Annotated in this window: 15 protein-coding genes and 2 pseudogenes; 9 read left to right on the top strand and 8 right to left on the bottom strand. The window is 39.5% G+C overall.

Annotated elements, in window-relative coordinates:
- Nucleotides 1-756: 756 nt before the first annotated feature.
- The 4 genes from MTF68_RS03770 to MTF68_RS03785 all read right to left on the bottom strand — a co-directional run bounded on the left by MTF68_RS03770 (nt 757) and on the right by MTF68_RS03785 (nt 4,943).
- Nucleotides 757-2,358 (bottom strand): ABC-F family ATPase, encoded by a 1,602-nt coding sequence (locus tag MTF68_RS03770; RefSeq protein ID WP_282448191.1) that lies wholly within the window; start codon nt 2,356-2,358, stop codon nt 757-759.
- A 186-nt stretch (nt 2,359-2,544) separates the two neighbouring features.
- Complete coding sequence (locus MTF68_RS03775) at nt 2,545-3,279, bottom strand: transporter substrate-binding domain-containing protein (protein ID WP_248461703.1); 735 nt, start codon at nt 3,277-3,279, stop codon at nt 2,545-2,547.
- 177 nt (nt 3,280-3,456) lie between these two features.
- Entirely contained in the window at nt 3,457-4,209 is a 753-nt protein-coding gene (locus MTF68_RS03780) for a transporter substrate-binding domain-containing protein (RefSeq protein WP_248461704.1), read from the bottom strand.
- Nucleotides 4,206-4,943: a transporter substrate-binding domain-containing protein gene (locus MTF68_RS03785; protein ID WP_248461705.1), complete on the bottom strand. Its 738-nt coding sequence runs from the start codon at nt 4,941-4,943 to the stop codon at nt 4,206-4,208. The genes MTF68_RS03780 and MTF68_RS03785 overlap by 4 nt, the downstream gene beginning before the upstream one ends.
- 285 nt (nt 4,944-5,228) lie before the next feature.
- Here MTF68_RS03785 and MTF68_RS03790 point away from each other — a divergent pair, with 285 nt between their 5' ends.
- The 4 genes from MTF68_RS03790 (at nt 5,229) to MTF68_RS03805 (ending at nt 11,971) form a co-directional block, all read left to right on the top strand.
- On the top strand, nt 5,229-5,828 hold the full coding sequence (locus MTF68_RS03790) for a class I SAM-dependent methyltransferase (protein WP_248461706.1): 600 nt from the start codon (nt 5,229-5,231) through the stop codon (nt 5,826-5,828).
- Nucleotides 5,825-7,360 (top strand): HNH endonuclease, encoded by a 1,536-nt coding sequence (locus tag MTF68_RS03795; RefSeq protein WP_248461707.1) that lies wholly within the window; start codon nt 5,825-5,827, stop codon nt 7,358-7,360. Before MTF68_RS03790 ends, MTF68_RS03795 begins: the two co-directional genes overlap by 4 nt.
- 496 nt (nt 7,361-7,856) lie before the next feature.
- The gene (locus MTF68_RS03800) at nt 7,857-9,701 is read left to right on the top strand and encodes a hypothetical protein (RefSeq protein WP_055254370.1); all 1,845 of its coding nucleotides are present in this window, start codon (nt 7,857-7,859) and stop codon (nt 9,699-9,701) included.
- A gap of 623 nt (nt 9,702-10,324) precedes the next feature.
- Nucleotides 10,325-11,971, top strand: a complete 1,647-nt coding sequence (locus tag MTF68_RS03805; RefSeq protein ID WP_248461708.1) for a hypothetical protein — start codon at nt 10,325-10,327, stop codon at nt 11,969-11,971.
- Here the strand turns inward: MTF68_RS03805 and MTF68_RS03810 are convergent.
- The 4 genes and pseudogenes from MTF68_RS03810 to MTF68_RS03825 form a co-directional block, all read right to left on the bottom strand.
- A pseudogene (locus tag MTF68_RS03810) lies at nt 11,962-15,128 on the bottom strand (DUF3427 domain-containing protein). The gene MTF68_RS03805 and the pseudogene MTF68_RS03810 sit on opposite strands and share 10 nt — an antisense overlap.
- 605 nt (nt 15,129-15,733) lie before the next feature.
- Nucleotides 15,734-16,246 carry an HD domain-containing protein gene (locus MTF68_RS03815; protein WP_248461709.1) on the bottom strand — a complete coding sequence of 171 codons (513 nt, stop codon included), beginning with the start codon at nt 16,244-16,246 and terminating at the stop codon, nt 15,734-15,736.
- Nucleotides 16,247-16,396: 150 nt separating this feature from the next.
- Nucleotides 16,397-16,717: a hypothetical protein gene (locus MTF68_RS03820; RefSeq protein ID WP_248461710.1), complete on the bottom strand. Its 321-nt coding sequence runs from the start codon at nt 16,715-16,717 to the stop codon at nt 16,397-16,399.
- Nucleotides 16,718-16,916: 199 nt separating this feature from the next.
- The gene (locus MTF68_RS03825) at nt 16,917-17,309 is read right to left on the bottom strand and encodes a DNA recombination/repair protein RecA (protein WP_154945709.1); all 393 of its coding nucleotides are present in this window, start codon (nt 17,307-17,309) and stop codon (nt 16,917-16,919) included.
- A gap of 252 nt (nt 17,310-17,561) precedes the next feature.
- On the opposite strand from MTF68_RS03825, the gene MTF68_RS03830 reads away from it, so the two are divergent.
- The 5 genes and pseudogenes from MTF68_RS03830 (at nt 17,562) to MTF68_RS03850 (ending at nt 21,193) form a co-directional block, all read left to right on the top strand.
- Nucleotides 17,562-18,581, top strand: coding sequence for a WYL domain-containing protein (locus MTF68_RS03830; RefSeq protein WP_248461711.1), 1,020 nt, complete (start codon nt 17,562-17,564; stop codon nt 18,579-18,581).
- Between the two features lie 194 nt (nt 18,582-18,775).
- Nucleotides 18,776-18,985, top strand: coding sequence for a hypothetical protein (locus tag MTF68_RS03835; protein ID WP_154945711.1), 210 nt, complete (start codon nt 18,776-18,778; stop codon nt 18,983-18,985).
- Nucleotides 18,986-19,630: 645 nt separating this feature from the next.
- Entirely contained in the window at nt 19,631-19,930 is a 300-nt protein-coding gene (locus tag MTF68_RS03840) for a helix-turn-helix transcriptional regulator (protein ID WP_004589614.1), read from the top strand.
- Nucleotides 19,920-20,060 (top strand): annotated as a pseudogene (locus MTF68_RS19750) (type II toxin-antitoxin system HipA family toxin); the annotation flags it as partial. The gene MTF68_RS03840 and the pseudogene MTF68_RS19750, both read left to right, overlap by 11 nt.
- A 569-nt stretch (nt 20,061-20,629) precedes the next feature.
- Complete coding sequence (locus MTF68_RS03850) at nt 20,630-21,193, top strand: hypothetical protein (RefSeq protein WP_248461712.1); 564 nt, start codon at nt 20,630-20,632, stop codon at nt 21,191-21,193.
- Nucleotides 21,194-21,413: the final 220 nt, after the last annotated feature.

Below are 21,413 nucleotides of genomic sequence, written 5' to 3' on the forward strand. Positions count from 1 at the left end.
AGCTCCGGCGTTAGTTTGACTTGTAGTCGTTGAGCTTGCTCACGTTAGAAGCGCAGCTTCTCATGGCCTTAGCAAAGATGGTAACACTTAGGTAAAAGCGTTGCTTTTAAACGCCAGCAAGCTGTGCGTCTACAGGATTGGGCTTAGCTCCGGCGTTAATTTGACTTGTAGACGTTGAGCTTGCTCACGTTAGAAGCGCAGCTTCTCATGGCTTTAGCAAAGGTTGTTACACTTAGGTAAAAGCGTTGCTTTTAAGACGCCAGCAAGCTGTGCGTCTACAGGATTGGGCTTAGCTCCGGCGTTAGTTTGACTTGTAGTCGTTGAGCTTGCTCACGTTAGAAGCGCAGCTTCTCATGGCCTTAGCAAAGGTGGTAACACTTAGGTAAAAGCGTTGCTTTTAAACGCCAGCAAGCTGTGCGTCTACAAGGTAGAGGTTAGCTCCGGCGTTAGTTTGACTTGTAGACGTTGAGCTTGCTCACGTTAGAAACGTAGCTTCTCATGGCTTTGGAAAAGGTGGTTACACTTAGGTAAAAGCGTTGCTTTTAAAACGCCAGCAAGCTGTGCGTCTACAGAGCAGGGTTTAGCTTATTATGGCTAAAACAATGCGCGCCCGCATATTCATACACCCATAAAAAAAGGCGCTAAACAGCACCTTTTTAAAATAGTTTAGGCTTTATTTTTAGTTTTTGAAACCTAAAAGCTTAAACCTAAAAACTTATACCTAAAACAGACGCGATATAAAATCGCTGCTACAACTTAAGCGATTTTTTTCTCTTCTATACTTGCTAGGTATTCGTCAAACGTACCTTGAAAATCAATGACCTGCTTGTCCTTAATATCAATAATACGTGTTGCTAAAGACGATACAAACTCGCGGTCGTGGCTTACAAAAATAAGCGTACCCGCAAAATCTTTAAGTGCATTGTTTAGCGCTTCAATGGCTTCCATATCCATGTGGTTGGTTGGCTCGTCCATTACAAGTACGTTTACGTCTTGCATCATTAGCTTACCAAACAACAAACGGTTTTTTTCACCACCAGAACAGTTACGCGCTTTTTTGTTTGAATCGTCGGCGGTAAACAACAAACGCCCTAACATGCCGCGTACCATTAAATCGTTATGCTTGGCTGTTCGCCATTGCGACATCCAATCAAATAACGTTAAATCGTTATCAAAATCTTTTGTGCTGTCTTGCGGGCAGTAGCCAAAGCTAGCGTTTTCTGACCACTTAATTTCGCCTTCATTACTTTTAAGCTCGTTTACTAAACAGCGTAAAAAGGTGGTTTTACCCACACCGTTTTCGCCAATAACCGCAAGCTTCGCGCCAGCTTCTAGTAAAAAGTCGCCGCCGCTAAATAATGTTTCGCCATCAAAACCGTGGCCAAGTTTATTAACTTCAAGCGCTTGGCGGTACATTTTTTTGCCTTCGTCAAAACTTAATGATGGGCTCATACGGCTTGACGCTTTTACTTCATCAAGCTTAATTTTATCCATTTTTTTAGCACGCGAACTGGCTTGTTTAGCTTTAGACGCGTTAGCACCAAAACGGTTAACAAAGTCTTGAAGCTCGTCAATCTCGGCGCTCTTTTTAGCGTTTTCGGCTAATAATTGCTCGCGCTGTAAGCCCGCCGCTTCTAAAAACTTTTCGTAGTTACCTGGGTAAATACGCAGCTCACCGTAATCAATGTCGGCCATGTGAGTACATACCGAATTTAAAAAGTGGCGGTCATGCGAAATAATAATCATGGTGCATTTACGTTTATTAAGCTCATTAGCTAGCCACGTAATGGTATGAATATCCAAGTTATTGGTTGGCTCATCAAGTAGCAGTATGTCTGGGTTTGCAAACAGCGCCTGCGCTAAAAGCACACGTAATTTCCAACCTGGGGCAACGTTTGCCATTAACCCATAATGAAACTCTTTATCGATACCCGCTTCTAATAGTATTTCTTCAGCGCGGCTTTCGGCTGTGTAACCGTCCATTTCGGCAAAAACGCTTTCAAGGTTGGCTACTTTCATGCCGTCTTCTTCGCTCATTTCGGGTAATGAGTAAATACGGTCGCGCTCTTGCTTTACTTTCCAAAGCTCTACGTCGCCCATAATTACGGCATCTACAACGCTGTATTGTTCAAACGCAAACTGGTCTTGGCTTAGGTTACCTACTTTAAGCCCTGGCGTAATCGACACATTACCCGCACTTGGCACAAGCGCACCGCTTAAAATTTTCATGAAGGTCGACTTACCACAGCCGTTAGCGCCAATTAAACCGTAACGGTTACCGTTACCAAATTTAGCTGAAATGTTTTCAAATAACGGCTCTGCGCCAAACTGCATCGTAATATTTGCGGTGGAGATCAAAAAGTTAGTCCTAGAATGAGTACTGACAGGGGCCAACTGCAGCAAAACGCCACAAACAAGACCAAGCAATAGGGTAAATTAGCTGGCGAATTATACAGATCCCCCCATGGTAATGAAAGGTAAAAGATACATACCTAAAATGGCAGCACGTTAGGTTATGAATCTATATAAGTGTAAAGCCGTAGGTTAATAGGGTTTATAAATGCGCTCTATGGCCGCTTTATTATTTTTAATAAGGCCATTAATTACAGCTACTTCGTCAAGCGTGACCGACTGTTTACTCATCATAAAATGTACGCCATTAACATTAATAGCTGGCGCCGTTTTTACCGGCAAAATGGTGCTGTAGCGCTTAGCAAAATATTTTGCGACAACAGAGTCGTCAATCACGTAATCAACTCGTTTTTTGTTAAGCATACCAAAGCGCGTATTTGCATCTGCGGTAAGTACTATTTGGTTGGGGTAGTGTTTTCTTATTTTTTCAAATTCAGCGCCAAAAAAGCTGCCTCTGTTAACGCCAACAATAAAGCCTTGTTCAAAAAGCGCCGTCAAATTAATTACATCTTTGGCGTTTTTATGCTTATAAAGCAGCATAACTTCATCGCGATAAACATCAGTAAAATAAGAGTACTCGGCGCGCTCTTTTGTATAACTTGCCGCAAAGGTAATATCAATATGGCCTGTTTTTAGCTCTTGCTGAACCCGCGATAAGCTCGGAAAATAAACCCACTCAATACAAAAAGGCGAATCGTTAAAAACAGCGTTAACCGTATCTACCTCTGCGCCTACAAAGGCGTTGCCTTGTTTAATTAAATAGGGCGCCCAGTTGGTTTCGTTGGTGCCCATTTTTAATGTTTTAGTGCATGCCAGTACATTAAATTGCGCCACCAAAAATATAAACGCTAACAGTAACATTTTCATAAAACGCCCCTTTATACCAATCCGCATAATTAAGTGATCTATTTTGAGGATGGATAAACGTGTTGATAGCAAGGCAAAAAATTCGCTATTTAGTTGTTCTAAATGAGAATTTTTTAACGCAGATAGCGACACATTTAGCCCCTGAAAATGATTAAGTATTAATGTGGGTTGGTATTATTACTTAAATAACGCCTTAAGCGCCGCTTTATTTTTTACAATATGCGCATTAATAGTGTTAACTTCTTCTAAAGTAATCGTTTTTTTGCTCATCATAAAATGCACATTATTTACGTTAATAGGCGCTACTTGCTCAACGGGTAAAATAGCCGTGTATTTATTAGCAAAATGGTGCGCCACTAACGAATCGTCTACTACAAAATCTACCCGCTTTTTATTTAATAAAGCAAAGCGTTTATCGGCATCGCTGGTAAGTACTATTTGCTTGTTATATTTATCGCTTAACGTTTTAAACGTGTGCCCTAAAAAGCTGCCGCGATTAACGCCGGCTGTTAAGCCTTTTTTAAATAACTGCTCTAACGAACTAATATTTGCCGAGCCAGCATGTTTATACAACAACATTACTTCTTCGCGATAAGGCAAACTAAAGTGGGCGTAAGCTTGGCGCTCACGGGTTTTGCTTGCTGCAAACATTAAATCTACACGGCCGTGTTTTAGCTCTTCTAAGGCGCGTAAGGAGTTAGGTAATAACGTGAAATTTATACAAAAAGGGGAGTCTTTAAAAATGGTTTTAATTATATCTATTTCAACACCCGTTAACGTATTGTTTTTTAGTACCACATACGGCGGCCAGTAGCGCTCGTTGGTGCCTACATTAATTGTTTTATCGCATGCTTGGGCTTTAACGCTAAATAACCCCAAACACGTTACCCACACCAATAAAAATACACGTGTACAGCTCAAAACATTCATTCAAACAGCGCCTTAAGGGCCGCTTTATTTTTATCTATATGCACGTTAATAATTTTAACCTCATCAGGCGTAACTGTTCTTTTGCTTAGCATTAAGTGTATTTGGTCTTTATTAATAGCGGGTATAGTTGGCGCTTTCATTAAGCTGTTACCACGCTTACTTAAATAATTGCCTACTAGCTCGTCTTCTATTGCGTAATCTATACGCTGCTTATTAAGCATTTCAAAGCGCTTACTGGTTGCGCTGGTGTATTCTATTTGTTTTTTATGGCTTTTTTTATACTGCTCAAACTCTTCGCCATAATAACTACCAAAGTTAGCGCCTATGGTTAAACCTTGGTTAAAAATATCAGCCAAGTTTTTAACCGTATGCTGATTGTTTTTGTTTTCGTATAAACGCATTACCTCGGTGCGGTAGGCCTTTGTAAAATGAGCATATTTAGCGCGCTCACTGGTGTAACTTGCCGCCCAGCCTATGTCTATTCGGCCATGGCGCAGCTCGGTAAAAGCCCGTTTAGAATTAGGCAGCATTTTTATTTCAAAACAAAAAGGCGAGTCTTTAAAAATAATAGTTAACGCATCCACCTCTTTACCCTGTAACTGGCCGCTAATGCCCATTACATACGGCGGCCAAAAAGCATCATGCGCGCCAACGCTAAGCGTTCTTTCGCAGGCAAACACACCCCAAGAGGTACTAAACAACACACACAATAATAAGGTTATTAATTTATTCATTAAGTCTCTGAGGTAAGCTTTTTTTGTACGTTATTAAAACAGTATAACCTAGCAAAATAATATAATGGTGAAGGAATCATTAAAGTTGTAAAAAAATGTATCTAAAAAGGTGAGGGTTAAGGCTTTAAGGAGATAATTATTGCTAAATTCAATACAAACAGCGTATTAAGCTAAAAAAACCTACTTATAAGTTCTTTAATTTATCGGCTTGTTCCTGTAGATTAAACAAACATGAATGCAGCATTAACGTTGCAAACTCGCAAAAGCCAAGGAGCGGTATAAGCAGTGCCCAATACCACACTAAATTATTATAACCAAAATGCACAAACCTTTAGCGACTCAACACTTAATGTTGATATGTCGGCGCTTTACCGTGAGTTTTTACCTTATGTTGCCCAAAATGGCCATGTGCTAGATGCAGGTTGTGGCTCAGCTCGCGATGCCGCCTATTTTAAAAGCCAAGGGTTTAGTGTGTCGGCTTTTGATTCAAGCCCAGCGCTTGCAAAGTTAGCCAGTAATTACTTACAACAACCAGTAGAGGTTAAAACCTTTCAAGAGCTTGAGTGTGTTAATAAATACGACGGTATTTGGTGCTGCGCCAGTTTGTTACATGTGCCAAAGGCCGAGTTACCGCAGGTGTTTATAAACCTGCAAAATGCGCTTAAACCCAATGGCGTTTTATATGTATCGTTTAAATATGGCACGCAAGAGCGTGTACATAATGGCCGTGAATTTACCGATTTAACCGAGCAGTTATTAAGTAGTTTGCTAAATCAACACACGCAATTAAGCATAATTAAGCACTGGCAAAGTGTTGATCAGCGCCCAGGGCGCGAAAGCGAAGTGTGGCTAAATGCCATAATAAAGGCTGCTCACATTTTATGATTAGCGCAATGCAGCAACAACTCGACTTTATTGCGTATATTCAACGCATGTTGGTTGAGGGCGATTTTAGCGCTACCTACAAGTTTGCACTTTTACACGCTATTGCCGATGTATGCGTAGAGCAACCGCTGTTATCTGAGCAAAGTGAATTAGTAATAGAGCTACCAACCCTTGCCGATAAACTCATTACCTTATACTGGCATCATGCAATGCCGTTTTCGTCAGAGCACACGGGCGAAAGCGCCTTACTTAAGCAAAATACAGGCGCGCAATCAAAAGTAATTAGCGTATTGTTTGAATGCCAGCAAAACAACATACGTAACTTTCGCCAGCTTAAGCACAGCCCGTTTTATAAGCCCACGTTTAATGCTGCTATGGCAACACTAAAATCAGGGCCGCTTTGGCGCTTACAAATTCTCGCCAAACAAGAAGAATGCTTTTTGTACCCGCACACAAACAGCACTCAATTTATTACATTAAATGCAGGCATTGCTAGCTGCTTTAGACGCTTTTACGACCTAGTGATTTATTTAGCTAAAAATGCGTGGCTTCAAAAAATTCAAAGCATAAAGCACAACCAAGCCCTTATTGGCCCGCAAAGTCAGCTGCAAGAGTTTTTATTTGGGGTAGACCGTAATGCACTTACCAAGGCAAAGCCTGTTTTAGTAGAGCTGCAATCAAACACCTGTTTTTATTGCCAAAAGCCAATGAAAAACGATGTTGAGGTTGATCACTTTATACCGTTTGCCCGCTATGCAAACGATCTTGGCCATAATTTTGTGGCCGCGCACCGCACATGTAATAACAACAAACGCGACTTTTTAGCCGCACAGCAGCACCGTGAACGCTGGCAAAACCAAAATTTGGTCGTTAATAGCCAAACTATTAGTAATGAGCTAAGTGCCTATTTTCATTGCGATGCCGATAAATCTCTCGCTGTAAGCAATTGGGCTTACCAAGTAGCGCAAGCAAACAGCGCTAAATTATGGATTGCCAATAAAGACCATTTCGAACAAGCAAAACCCACCGCAGAATTGTTTACGTTTCCAAATGCACCACAGCCTGAGCTAAATCAAGTCGCTGAACCTGCCATTAGTTTAAAATCAGTTGATGAAGCATTAAAGCTACCTTATTTCCCTAATATTAAAATTGCCTGTGGGCATTTCAAAACTGGCGATAGCAGCGATATGGAATTGATGGACGCGCCAATTGGCGCAGGCAAGCTTGATCCAAACGTGCATTTTTTAGCACGCGCATCGGGCAACTCTATGAATGGTGGTAAACACCCAATACTTGATGGTGATTTACTGCTACTCGAGCTTATAACCTCCGATAAAGCAGGATCGCTACGCGGCCAAATTGTCGCGATAGAGCGAGACGATATAAGCGGAGACGGGCAGTATTTACTGCGCAAAGTTAATAAATTACCTAATGGGCAATATGAGCTAATTGCTCAAAACCCAGATTATGGAGTAATGATTGCAGATGAAAGTATGCGAACCTTCGCACGCTTTAAACAAGTGGTTTTGTAGTCGCGATTTTATATCGCGTTTTAACGTGTAGACGTGCAGCTTGCTGGCGTTAAAGGCGAAGCTTTTTATATAGCTATTTTGCGTGAGAGCTTTAGGGATTTAATAACCTCTATTCGAGGTTTTTGCCAGATTACTGGCGGCAACCAAAGGGTGTTCTTTACCAAGATAAAGCGCCGTCCACCCTTTGGAATCCCACGGCGCCCCGGAGATCACACTGTATCTTCAACTTACGTTAATGATGTGAACGTAACCAGCGTAGATAGGCCATCCATGGCCAAGCTACGCTTTTTACAGCATCCATGCTGTAAATTACTCATCATTAACTAAGTTCCAGGTGTGATCATGGGGAGTTGGAGTGTGTTGGTAGATTGGTGTTTACGAATTTAGGCTTTACAAGTTTCAAACCAACGCAAGATGAATGATAAATGAACAATTATTTGTTCTAATATTTATTTACTGTTACTTTAATAGAAACGTAATGAGAAAGGACTCTAATATGAAACTCAATCAAGTTTTATCAATTGTTAATCAAGTAGAAAAATCAAAATTCATTTCATGCCTCGATCGCCTTTGTTCTGATGCCGCTAAAAATAATAAAAAACTAGCTAAAACTATCGATAATATCGACGGCCAAATAAAAAATGCTTCAGGTAGTGAAATCACTCAGCTTTTTAATACTGTTCGTGATTTCTTCAAAACCTCTGTTCAAGAGCAAATATTGATGAGCAGTGCCCAGCTTAATTTATTGGTAAATATTTTAAGTAGAGACGGGAATGGTGTAGCAAGAATTAGTTGGATAGAGTCGCTTTATGAAAAAGAGTGGGTTGAGTTATCTAAGCTTTCAAAAGAACTCAAAGAGTGTATCCAGGAAGGCGCAGCCGTAAGTATTCTAGAGCGAAACCGAGCTTTAAAAATTTACCATGCTTGTATGAAAGAAGCATATTTTAATGATGAAAAAAATAATCGCGAAGCTAAAGTTACTGATGATGAGCGTAGTGTACTTAACGTTCTAGCTGATGAGCTAAATTTAACTACTGATGAATGCGCTGCTGTAGAGCATTTAGTTGATGTTATTCCTAAAAATGGAGTGCTAGATGCCTTAAATAGCCTCAGAGATATGGGGTTATTATTTATCAGCAAAAAGCGACAAGAAGTATTCATCCCTGATGAAATAGTTACGCTATTGAATGAGATCCAAGGGAAAGATTTAGCTGATAAATACGTGCTAAGAATACTTAGAACACTAACAGATGCCGAACTTTCCAATGCCTTAAAAGCCCACGGTCGTAAAATTAGAGGCGTAAGCCGAACTGACAAAATTCAAACAATTATACATTCAGGAATTAGCGCAGCTAAATTATTATCAGACGATATTCATAACGTTGAAGATAACCAAAATCAACGTAAAGAAAGATTAAAGCAGCTGATACAAGATTTAGAAATTGATACAGAAAAACTAGGAACTACTTTAGATGAACGCATTGGTTTAATACTGTCATCGCTATCAGGCGCTACAGAAAAAGAGTTTGATTCGCTAAGCGCAAGCGGCTTCAAACAGCTTTTAAAAACTCTAGAAGAACATTTCCCAACCATGCAGGCCGTTCTTAAAGAAGCGTTTGAACTTGAAGCGAACGAAGTTATTGATACCGAAAAGTTGCGTGCGCTGAGCATTACTCCTCACGATATTTTATATTTGCTTTCAAACGATGAAGTAAAAGAAGTTCGCGATAGCATGGGTCTATCTAAGCGAGGTAATCCACGTTTCGCCATTTTAGAAAGCTTTGCTAACGCAACTGACAAGTTGATAGAGAATTATGACGCATTAGCGCGACGCGATTTTAATGCATTGAGAGATGTTGGCGCAGATGTAACAGAAGCCGACATTGGCGTTAAGTTTGAAGAAGTTACAAAGGCAATTTTTGAGCTTTTAGAACTTAATATCGATGAAGACTTACGTAAAGATTTAAATACGACCAAAGATAAAGCAGATATCGTAATTTCTCTCAGTGATAACGACATAATTATTGGTGAAGCAAAAACTTGTAAAAATGGTGATTTTGCAAAATATTCAACAACGTCACGCCAAGTAAAAGCCTATGTAACCCGCGCTGAAAATCAGGGTAAACGTGTAGCACAAGTATTGATAATCGCCCCTAGCTTTTCTGATGATTTTATTGAATCAGCAGAGATGGATACCGAGGTAAATATTTCACTACTTGAAGCACATGGCCTTAAGTTAATACTTGATGCTTATAAGTCAAAACGTAACCCAAGTTTCGCGCCTAAGCTACTGACCAAGGGTGGCTTGTTGAAAGCTGAGTTAATAGCGAAGAATATTTAGCAGATTATTATAATTACTCAGAAGTGATCTTATATCGCGCTTTAACTTGTAGGCGTGAGTTTACCTCGCGCGAAAAGCGAAGCTTTTGAATATGTAGGTGCGATTTTATATCGCGCTTTTTAATTGTAGGTTGTGCCGTAGGCGGGAGTTTATCTCGCGCTCATAAATTGGCGTATGAGTTTAGGGTATTAAAAACCTCTATTCGAGGTTATATCGCGTTGGCGATGGCAACTAAAGGGCGGTATTTGAGATTGTACGAGGTAATTCGTCCATGAAGCTGGGTTCCTGTCAGCATCCATGCTTCCACTTCCTCGTGCTGCGAAGCTTCGCTTCGGTCACTCGTCACCCACGGCGCACCCGAGGATCACACTGTATCCTCAACTTACGTTAATAGTGTGAACGTAACCAGCGTAGATAGGCTATCCATGGCCAAGCTACGCTTTGTACAGCATCCATGCTGTAAATTACTCATCATTAACAAAGTTTCGGGTGTGCTCACGGGGAATTGGAGTGTGTTGGTAGATTGGTGTTTATGAATTTAGGCTTTAGTTTAATCAAGAGTTAGTGAGCTTAAAAAATATAATTAAATAATTGGATCAATCACAGAATAAGAAGGATCATTAATGATTAATAAACGCTTAAAAATCTCAAGAAATATGAAAGTTGGTGCGTTAGACGCGGAGACTGATTATCAATTACTAGATAAGTGTTTTGTAGACAAAGGCGATCTTGATCGTTTATTAGATGTTGAAGCGCCTGAGGCTATAGTTTTAGGAAGGACAGGCGCAGGTAAGAGTGCTTTAATGCATCGAATAGAAAAAACAGCAAGCCATTGTTCACGGTTAGATCCTAATGATGTATCGGTACGCTTTCTTGAGTACTCAGACATTATTCAATTTTTTGATGCTTTAGATATTAAACTTGATTTATTTTATAAGCTTTTATGGCGACACTTATTAGTTGTAGAAATATTAAAGTTAAGGTATGACATTAAAAATGAGCAGGATGGAAGAAATTTTTTAGATGGCATATTTACTTGGTTCCATAGAGATAAAGCAAGAAAAAAATCGTTCGAGTATTTTAATGAATGGGGAGATAAGTTTTGGCTAGATACAGATGAGCACCTAAGAGAAATAACCTTAAAGTTAGAAGAAGATACAAAAGCTAGCATTGGAGGAAAATTTCAAGGCGTTGGTCTAAATGTTGAAGGTGTAAAAAAACTCTCTGATCAAGAAAAAATTGAAATAAAACAAAGAGCAAGTCAGGTAGTAAATGGCCTTCAAATTAAAAAGCTTAATGAAGTGTTAGATTTACTTGCTGAATATGCATTCTCGGATAAACAGAGAAAGTTTTATGTAATTATTGATCAGCTGGATGAAAATTGGGCAAATACTGAAACACGGTGTCGTTTTATTCGTGCATTAATCGAAGAAATAAAATCTTTTAGAAAGCTTGAAACTGTGAAGGTTGTTATTGCGCTTCGAAAGGACCTTTTGGAGTTGGTATTTAACAAAACTAGGGACTCAGGTTTTCAAGAAGAGAAATATGAGTCATATATCCTTGAATTAAAATGGACTCAATCAGAGTTATTAAATTTGATTAATTTACGGATAAATGAAGTATTTAAAAGCCAATATACTGGTGAAAGGGTGAACTTTGAAGATATTTTTCCTAAACCAAAAAAAGGTGGAGGGCAAACTGCTAGTGACTTTATTTTAGAAAGGACATTAAAACGCCCCCGAGATGTACTTCAGTTTGTTAATGAAACATTTAATATAGCCGAAGATAACGAAAGAGTTTCATGGAGAGCCTTAATTGCTGCCGAAGCTAATTATTCTGAAAAAAGGTTAAAATCTTTGAAAGAAGAGTGGGGGGAAATGTACCCATCTTTTGAGGACACGATTGAAATCATTCGTGGCTTGCCTAAAACCTTTACCCGTAGCTCAATAACAGCTGAAAGGTTAACAGAAATAATTGGAGCATTGAGTGAAGAAGATAATATAGATCCTTGTGTAAAAGCTTCGAGGCAGTACCTTGAGGGAAGGAATATGAAAGAAAAAGATGTCTTATATATTATTCTTCAATGCCTCTATAAAGTCGGTGTTATAGGTATCAAAGTGAGTTCACTTGACACTTTCTTGTGGTCATATATAGATCAGAGCAGTATATCTAAAGGAGAAGTAAAAAGGGCTAGTCACATGAAAATACATAAAATGCTCTACAGATCTTTAGATGTGGATCATAATGATCAACCTATTTTTCAAACATAATAACCATCACCCACCGCCAACTTTCCTGCCTCATGCCACATTTCGCTTGGCATGGGGCTGGTTAACTCCCACGTTATATTCATCGGTTGGCTACCATTGTGACCTTGGTATTTAACCTCGCCGTAGTTTACAAACCCCATGGTTCTGCCGTTTTCGTCTTTGCCTTGTTCACGCACAAATAACAGGATGGTTTTGCCTGTTTTTTGGTGTTGAATATAGCTTAGGCCGCGGCCGTGTGCTGGGCGGGCGCTATTTTGCGTTTGCCAATGGAACAGGGTAGGGCTGATTGCGTAGTCGTGATACAGCGTGGTGGGCGAGTAGTTTTTTTCACACTTGTTGAGTGTTACAAATAATAGCTCTAAGTTTTGGTTTTTAAATTCTAAAACGCCTTCGCGTGCGGTTGATTTTTTATCAAACGAGTGCGCCCCAAATGCTGCGAGTATTTGCTGTCGCGTGTAGCGGCTGTGTAATTTTATTGCATGATTAGGTAAGCACGCTAAATCGCTTTCTTGCTGGTGTATGCGGTTTATTAATAGCGTAATTGCTTGTGCAAGTTCCTGCTGTAGCTCTTTATGTTTAAGTGCCTGTAAGCTTTGTTCAAGCGTTTTAAACCCTAAACTAGTGCCTGTGGTATCCCAAAAGTTGTAATGCGCCATAAGCGCGTACTGTTGGTTTTGTGGTGTTGGGGTAAAGCTAAAATCGTTATTACATAAATCACGCAAAAAGCATAGATAACTGAGTGAGTCGCAGCCGAGTAATTGGGTGTTTATGGCGTGGTAATATGCGGCATAAACATCGGCTTGTTCTACTGGTACTTCATCGCCTTTTAACCAGTGCCAGCCGCCGAGCTTTTTATCTTTTGGTTTGTATATATCTTCAAGCGTGACTTGCGGGTTTATGCGTAAAAAGCTACTTAGCGTGAGTGCCTCATTAGTGTGTTGCGAGTAGCTATTTATAAGCTGTTGTAAACGTCGTTTAGTGTTTATGGCTTGCTGAATATTTTTTAATATTGTTTGTTGTGTGCGCTTTTGTAGCTCTATACGGCAGCCCAGCGGCAAATGTGGGAAGTTGTTTTCAATCTCGGTTTTTACTGGTTGGTTGCTTTTACCAATAAGCGCGCGAAATTTACTAGCAAAATCGTATTCTGGGCGAGCATTCCCTACAAAATCGAGTACGGTGCAGCACTGTTTTGGCTGTTGTCGGGCAGGCGCAAACCACGGCCGAGTTGCTGCAAAAACAGCGTTAGGCTTTCAGTTGGGCGTAAAAATAGTAAGGTATCGACCTCTGGAATATCGACCCCTTCGTTAAAAATATCAACCACGCAAAGTATTTGTATTTCGCCTTGGCGCAGCGCTTGTTGTTTGGCCGCGCGCTCATTGGTGTTTTTGCTGGTGAGTACATCGGCGTTTATGCCTGCTAAGTTAAACTTAGATGCCATAAACTCTGCGTGTTTTTGACTTACGCAAAATGCCAACGCTTTAATGTTGTGAACATTAGTCACTATATCAGCAAGACTGGATATAATTTTGTTTGCGCGGCTGTTCTCCCCTGTATAAAGGTTACTTAGCTCGGTTATATCGTAACGGCCGCCGCGCCATGTTATTTGGCTTAGGTCGGTATCGTCATCTAATCCAAAGTACTGAAACGGGCATAAATGGCGTTGGTTTATTGCCTCTGGCAAGCGAATTTCGGCGGCTATTACACCGCAAAAGTCATCGAGTATATTTGCGCCATCTTGTCGCTCTGGTGTAGCGGTTAAGCCAAGTAATATAGTGGGCGCAAAGTGATTTAATATAGCGCGATAACTCGCTGCGCTTACGTGGTGTACTTCGTCTATTACTATGTAGTCGTAGTAATCGTGAGTTAAATTGAGCGATTCAATTTGGCTGTTCAGCGTTTGGATTGATGCAAATAATTGGTTGTAGCGCTGTGGTTTGTAGTTACCTACCCACAGCTCACCAAAGTCGTTATTTTTAAGCACGCCGCGGTAAGCGCTTTGCGCTTGTTTAAGTATTTCTTCGCGGTGGGCTACAAACAAAAAGTGTGCGTTTGGGTTTTTATCGTAAACGGTTTTAAAGTCGAACGCCGATATAATGGTTTTACCCGTGCCTGTTGCGGCTACCACTAGGTTTTTAAAACGATTATGTACGCTACGTTCAACGCTTAGTTTTTCTAAAATAGCTAGCTGGTGTGTTTTTGGTGTTATATCAAAATAAAACTGGCTGCTTGATTGCCCAACACCGCGTTGCTCATTAAGAGAATTTATTAGCTTTTCTTTACATTCAGCTTTGCCTGTAAATAGCTCGAAATCTGGCGATTGCCAGTAGGTTTCAAACGTACTTTTGGTTTTGGCTATTATGTGTGGGATTTCTTGCGCTGTAATTTTTAAGTTCCACTCTAGGCCGCTGGTAAGAGCCGAATGCGATAAGTTAGACGAACCAATATAACCGGTATGAAAACCTGTATTACGCATAAACAAGTATGACTTTGCATGTAAGCGCTCTTGCTGATTGTTGTAACTTAGCTTTACCTCGGTGTTTGGTAGATTTGCTAAAAACTCAACGGCTTTAGCATCCGTTGCACCCATGTACGAAGTAGTAATTACTTTGAGTTTATTACCGCTTTTGGTAAAGGATTCAAGCTCATTTTTAAAAATGCGCAGCCCCGTCCATTTGATAAATGAGACAAGCCAGTAAATAGTGTCGGACGATTTAATCTCGCGCTTTAGCTCGGTTTCGAGCGATATACCTGCATTTGCACCGCTAAATAATTCGCTTTGGGTAAGCCCTGTAAGTGGGAATATATCGCTTGAGTAATCTTTAAGGTTTGCAGCAATGGGGTTTTGGGTATTAAACAGCGCAGTAAGTATTCGGCCTTGGCTGTCGATAAGGTTTTCGTTGATCAGCTCGTCATCTCGAATATGATCTTTAAGCCATAGCACAAGGCTATTAGCTAGGCCAATTTGCTCTTGCAAACGCTCGTTAGAGTTAGGAATGGCATTTATTGCATGCTCAACAAGCTTGCCCAAAAAGCGTGAAAGCCATGTTGCGGCCTCTGCCGATTCTAGTTGGCGTTCGCCCACATAAAATTGATCACGATTTAAGTTTTGCTTAATTACTTGTGTAATTAACTGCTCGTAAATACCAATTTGCTGCATTAAAACCACTCCCTGTTTGCGTGCAGTTAGTTTACTAAAATGCGGTACAGCTACAAGTATTAATCGACTAAGTTACTAGTATTTAAGTACAAACGCTTGAGTTAAGTATTAGCCGGTAGGGCAATAAAATGACGATGCTAAGAAATTATCCCCTTCAACCTCACCTGAAAATACATAATTAATGAGTAATCACCTCGCATGGCGGAATTTTGTTCCCGACAAATTCCAAGTACCTAAACCCCTTTAGGCAATGCGAGTAAAGCGATGTTTGCAAATGGGTGAATAACGTAGTTTTGAACGAGAGGGTAGGGAACCCGAACTGGAGAGCGTACATGGATGTGAAAGTTGTGCGTACATCGCGTTTACGTTCATATTAATTTTGTATTTGAAGACAAGTGAAGTTGCGGGGCGTCGAAGGGTTCCAAGGGCCGTTCGGCGCTATGCGCCCCTTGGTTGCCATCGCCAACGCGATATAAGGAACTAAAAATACAGAGCGTCAGCAAGCTTAACGCCTTCGGTCACGAGGCGGTTAAGAAAACTATTCTTAGATAAATATTTTCGATTAAAATTTATATAATGCTTTAGTGATCTTAAACGACTTATCACTACACAGAATTAGACCTTCTTCTTAAGTATTCATTATGTAATGAAAGGCTAGATGCTTTACATATATCAGCAACCTGATCTAACCAAAAAAAGTACTCTGACTGTCGCTCTAGTGACCAGTTAGATGGTATTGCAGCTGCATTAGAGCACAAGTCTGCTAATTTGATACGCTTTACCGAGTTTGATTTAGTTGGAAGTAATCTGAGCGTTTCTTCTCTTCGTTCCTTTAAACGTAGTGATTTGTCGTCTGAGAGAGCTTCTACTAATTCCAGAACACGATGGCCACAGGTTTTATAAACCTCTTCTGTAGTAACGCCTGTGTCTTCTAAAATATCATGAAGTATTGCGGCGCATAGTTCGTCGTCGTCATCAACTCCTGCTATATCAGTAAGCAGGGCTGCAACTTCTATCAAATGATTAATATAGGGCGAGCCGTCTGATTTTCGCTTTTGCTGCACATGATATTTTGAAGCCAGAGCTAGTGATTTAATTAAAAGCTGGTTTGAGCTCATATTGCAACCTTAGAGTAATATTTATAAAAGCTATAGTTAAAAAGCCAAAGTTAAAACTGCAAAGTACAACTTTTTAGGTTGTACTGAAATAGCACTTTGAACGTAGCCTCTAAATTTTAGAAACAGGTTATCCTTGCATAACACCCTAAATTAGCATGTTTTTATGTACCCATCATATTGACGTAGTAGTTCTAACCAAGTTGCAGCGCCAACTTTTGTGGCTTTTTCTAGTTTTTTGGCAAGTGTAGAGTCAAGAGATAAGTTTCCTGCCATAAATTGCTTAAGGGTCTCAATTTTTATGTTTGACTTATCAGCAAGATATTGAATGCCCTTAGATTCAAATTTATCTAAGCAATTTCGCTTAAAAAAGTTTGAAGGGTGTTTTCGAAAGCCACCATCGGGTCGTTTTACTAGCTTTAAATCTTTTGGAGGAATCCTTTTGCTGCGCTTTATAAAGTTATAATTGGTCACGTGATTTCTTTGCGCTCCTTTTTTATAACTTAATGGTTTTTCTAAAAAAGGCCTACATTAAGTAGGCCATGACGAAAAAGTTTCTCACACTTTTTCTTCTGCCCCATCACGGAAGCAACACATGCTAATAATATAAAATACTTGCGACAGAATAAGTCGCAATATCGTTGTTTTTATTAAATATCGATCATTTAGTTACTCAACGCAGCAAGTTTAAGCAGCCCACCCATGCATTATTTGAGTCGGGCATTCTGAGAGTGAAAACTAATAACTCTACGGAACGTCCATTAATGAGCATATTAGTAATTTCTACTAACTGTTCAATGTTTTGAGGCTCAGAAACAAGCGTGTCGTCATCTAAAGGTGTATACACACCTAACTTACTATCAAAGTCTCGACGGTCTAAATTCAAGTAAGCGATTGACTCATCTTTATATTGCGCTCGCAGTTCTTTAATGTCTTTGGGGTGTTCATCTTCACCTAACTCTTTTAAGAGAAAGTCGATTTGATAGTCATTGATGTTAACCTGCCAGCCATGGTCATTTTTAATTGCTTTATTCTTTAATAGATCTTGTTCAAGGTCGTATTTCATTAAGTTTCCTTGCTGAATGTTTATGTGATGCTAGAGAAGCTTGAGGGCTTAAAAACATGATTGCTAGGCTTTTAAACAACTTCCTTATCATCGTAATTACATGCAGATTAACCCAAAGCACTCTACTATAAAAGTGCTTTCATATATAAAATAGTGCAATTACACTATTTTAACCTGAAGGCTAACCTGCTGTTATTGTTTGATTTATGATAATGTGTCGGTAAGTTTAAGTTATGATAGGCCCCAAAGTTGATGCCAACGGCTAAAGGAAAGACTCTCCCTCGCATTATTAATATGATGCAACTCATCCCCATTACTCCTAGATGGACAACGGCCAAAATTTTACAGTCAAGCCTTGAAGATAGAGGCTTTGCAGTGACAAAACGAACTGTAGAGCGAGATTTAGTTGAAGTGGCTGATTTATTTGGGTTAGTAAGCTCAGACTCACCTGATGGGTACAAATGGTCTTATTCAAGAAAGCGTTCTGATATTTACTTACCTTCAATTTCTGCAGAGGAAGCTTTATCACTTCAGCTAGTTGAGCATCACCTTGAAGATTACTTTCCTAAAGAGGTATTTTCTCAGCTTGATGCGATCTTTAAAAAATCAAAAGATACATTGGTGAGATCCGAGTTATTACACTCATGGCCATCGAAAATTGCGAGTTTGCCACATGTTTTAGCTTTTAAACCATTAAACATTGATGCTGGAATTAAATCGCTAATTACCCAAGGGATTTTAGAACAAAGAAAATTGGAGATAACTTACGGTGGTTCCGATTCTGTTCATCTTATTTCACCATTAGGTATGTTGATAAGAGACACTAAATTGGTTCTTATTTGCTACTTTTATGATTATAAAGAACCGAGGCATATTCTTTTTCATCGAGTTAATAGCGCCAAGTTATTAACTGAAACATTCGATACAGACTTTGACACTTTAAAATATGCTCAAACAGGTGCTGTGGGTGTATTAGTAAATGCTGAGGTAATTGATGTAAAACTCGAAGTAAAAGGCTATGTCAAAGATCTATTCCAAGAATCAGCCATTAATGAAAGCCAAAAAGTTAGTGACGAAAATGCTTTGTCTAAATCGACTACTCAAAATGATTGGGTCAGTGTTTCTATTAAATTAGCTCATACTTTGGAGTTGGAGAATTGGCTCATGGGTTTGTCAGATCACATTATTGTAAAGGCACCAGAGCAGCTAAAAGCCAGAGTTATAAGGCGAATGATAAAATCATTGGGGCACTATGGTATTAAGACTGAATAAAGATCTTATATAAATATAGGCATCTCAACTACCCTAGCTAATTTGAATTACTTAGCTATATTTGCCGCTCGATACTTTGAAAATCCTTAACTGCAAATTTAAGCTTCTACGATTAAATATAATACGCGACTCATTTTGTCGTAGTTATGAAATAAGCTATTCATATGGAATGATTAAGGAAAGTGGAGAAAGTAATGTCTTGTTCTTGTGAAGTTAAAAATTTAGAAACAGCCTTTAAAGTAAAATATAGAAGATTGTTCTTTTTAATATTTTTAATAATTTTTGGCGGCTGGGGTTCAAATTATGCCAAAGACAAAAAAATTGAAGAACTAGAAGCTGCAATACAAAAGTTAGATAACTCAGTTCAAACTATCAAAAGTAAAAATAGTTTCTCTTCAAAATAAGGTTGTAGTAAGTACAACAGAAGATGGTATTTACAGCTAAGAAATTATTTAAGTAATTGTATGTAGACTCCACATTATTTTTATTTAGATAGGATAGTTTACTTGTTGCTTTCAAGGAGAGATTACTTGCAACAGAGTCAACTTTGAAAACTTATCTGTTCTTTGGTTGCGGTCGCCAAAGCGGCAAGTATAAGTAAAGGTGACGAGCACCGAGTTGCGGGGAGTGGGTTTCAGCTATTTAAAGCTGCGCTTTAAGCGTCAGCAGGTTTAACGCCTATGGTAAAGTTTAAAGGCCAGGACTAAAACAATATCCCCGTGCTCCCCCCAAACTGGAGAGCGTACATGGATGTGAAAGTTGTGCTTTCATCACGTTTACGTTCATATTAATTGTTTGTTTAAAGATAAGTGAAGTTGCGGGGCGCCGTCGGGTTCCAAGGGGCGTTCGGCGCTATGCGCCCCTTGGTTGCTATCGCCAACGCGATATAAGGAACTAAAAACACAGAGCGCGAGCAAGCTTCGCCCCTACGGTAAACTTGAACGCCGCTACCCAAAACTCATTACGTCTCTATTTAAATAATATTGCAATCATAATAAATACCGCTAAACTAATCATTAGTTTATTAATGACCGATTAGGTAGTCATTTATGAGATCGGAACAAGCATTAAAGTTGGCGCGTCGATTGGGTGATTTAATTCGTCAGCATCGTACTTTACTTTATACCCAGAGCACGTTCGCTAAGATGATTGGTGTATCTCGCTCCACGGTACAAAAGCTTGAACAAGGAGAGGTAGTAAAAAGCGATATATTGTTTGAAGCCCTTGTTGTTCTTCAATTGCAAGGCTCATTGCTGGATGAAATTAACGAGCTAGCCGCAGATGTGGGCGGTTATAATGCAAGACAGCGTAAAAGCAATAAAACTCAGGTGATTAACGATGACTTCTGAAGCTTATGTGTTTATTGATGGTTTAGAAGACAGCCCCATAATTTGTGGTTTTTTTAAGTTAAATCCACAAACTGGCCGAGGTGAGTTTAATTATGGTAAAAGTTACCTTGCGCGCTCTGATGCGTTTGCGCCCCTTGGTTGCCAACGCCAACGCCAACGCCAACGCCAACGCCATCACCAACGCCAACGCCATCACCAACGCGACATAGGGAACTAAAAATACAGAGCGCGAGCAAGCTCACGTCTACAAGCGCGATATAAAATCGCGCCTACATGTTAGTGCCTTTCTTTATGTAATCTTTGCATCTTTTAGCAAATTAAAACTGCTGTGTGTGGTTTTGATTATGCGGTTATTTACTTTGGGTAATTTTATTTAAGTTTTAGTAACAATAAACGCAAACTTTTTGGTTGAGGTGTGGTCATAAAAAGAGTTTTTTTTACAGCTTGTTACAAATAAATAACGTGCTGCCTAGTTGCAAAATGAGCGTGTAGCTATTGCTAGCATTATAATGTGGCGCGCTGAGCTTACCAGTGGTTCATTAAATATTAACATTGATAAAATTGTTCTTTTAATTTGCACTGTCTAGTATTAAAGATTGACAGTACACACCCAAACAAAACATAATATTAACATTGGCTACACTTAAAAAGCATTTCACTTAATTGTATTGCGTAAATTGGTTGAAGGAGGGAAGTATTATGAACAAATTACTCATTGCATGCGCTATCACTGCTGCAACTTTGTACGTGTTTAAAAACGATTTGACCGCCTTGGCTCAAAATAATCTACCCAACTCAATAACTAACACCACGGCTGTGCAGCCTGCTCAACCTCTAGTGGTAGATATACAAGCAATGCAAAGTAGCCACGATGTAACTAATAAAGAAGGCACTGCACTTACCGAGAAAATAGTGATTACTCCTCAAGAGGTGGGTGAATACTCTGAGCTAGAAAGCGCTGCTCAAATTGAAAGTACGCTTGATTTAGCGCAGTCAGAGCAAGTGTTTTTAGATAAAGTGCAAAGCAGCTTTGCTGAAAAGTCGCTATTTTTATACAGCTTTGAGTGTAAGCAAAACGACTGTAATGCAGGTATTGTGGCAACCGACGGGCAACCTAAACACGAGGATATAGCTGGCGTGTTAGCGCATTTATCGGCGTCTGAAGAGTTTGCCAATCACTCTGTGCAATTAGCGGGTGTGGCGGTTAATAACGATGGTATTTTACAATACGATTTAAATATTAAAAACATGCCCCCCGAATAATACTAAGTGTAATAATAGTTAATTATTTTGAGCCGTTAAACTTGGCGCTAGCTGAGTTACAAATACAAAAATGCTAAAAGTACAGCAATGTACAACTAGTTAGTTATAACAACTAAACAAGGCATTTTTTGTAGCAATAAAACGTTTTCTCAGTTTTAAATCCATACTTAAAATAGCTCGCTTAATTTAGCGCATTAATACAACTCTATATTTTTTAACG

The organism is Pseudoalteromonas sp. 2CM37A, assembly GCF_023161885.1.
GTDB classification, from domain to species: Bacteria; Pseudomonadota; Gammaproteobacteria; order Enterobacterales; family Alteromonadaceae; genus Pseudoalteromonas; species Pseudoalteromonas atlantica.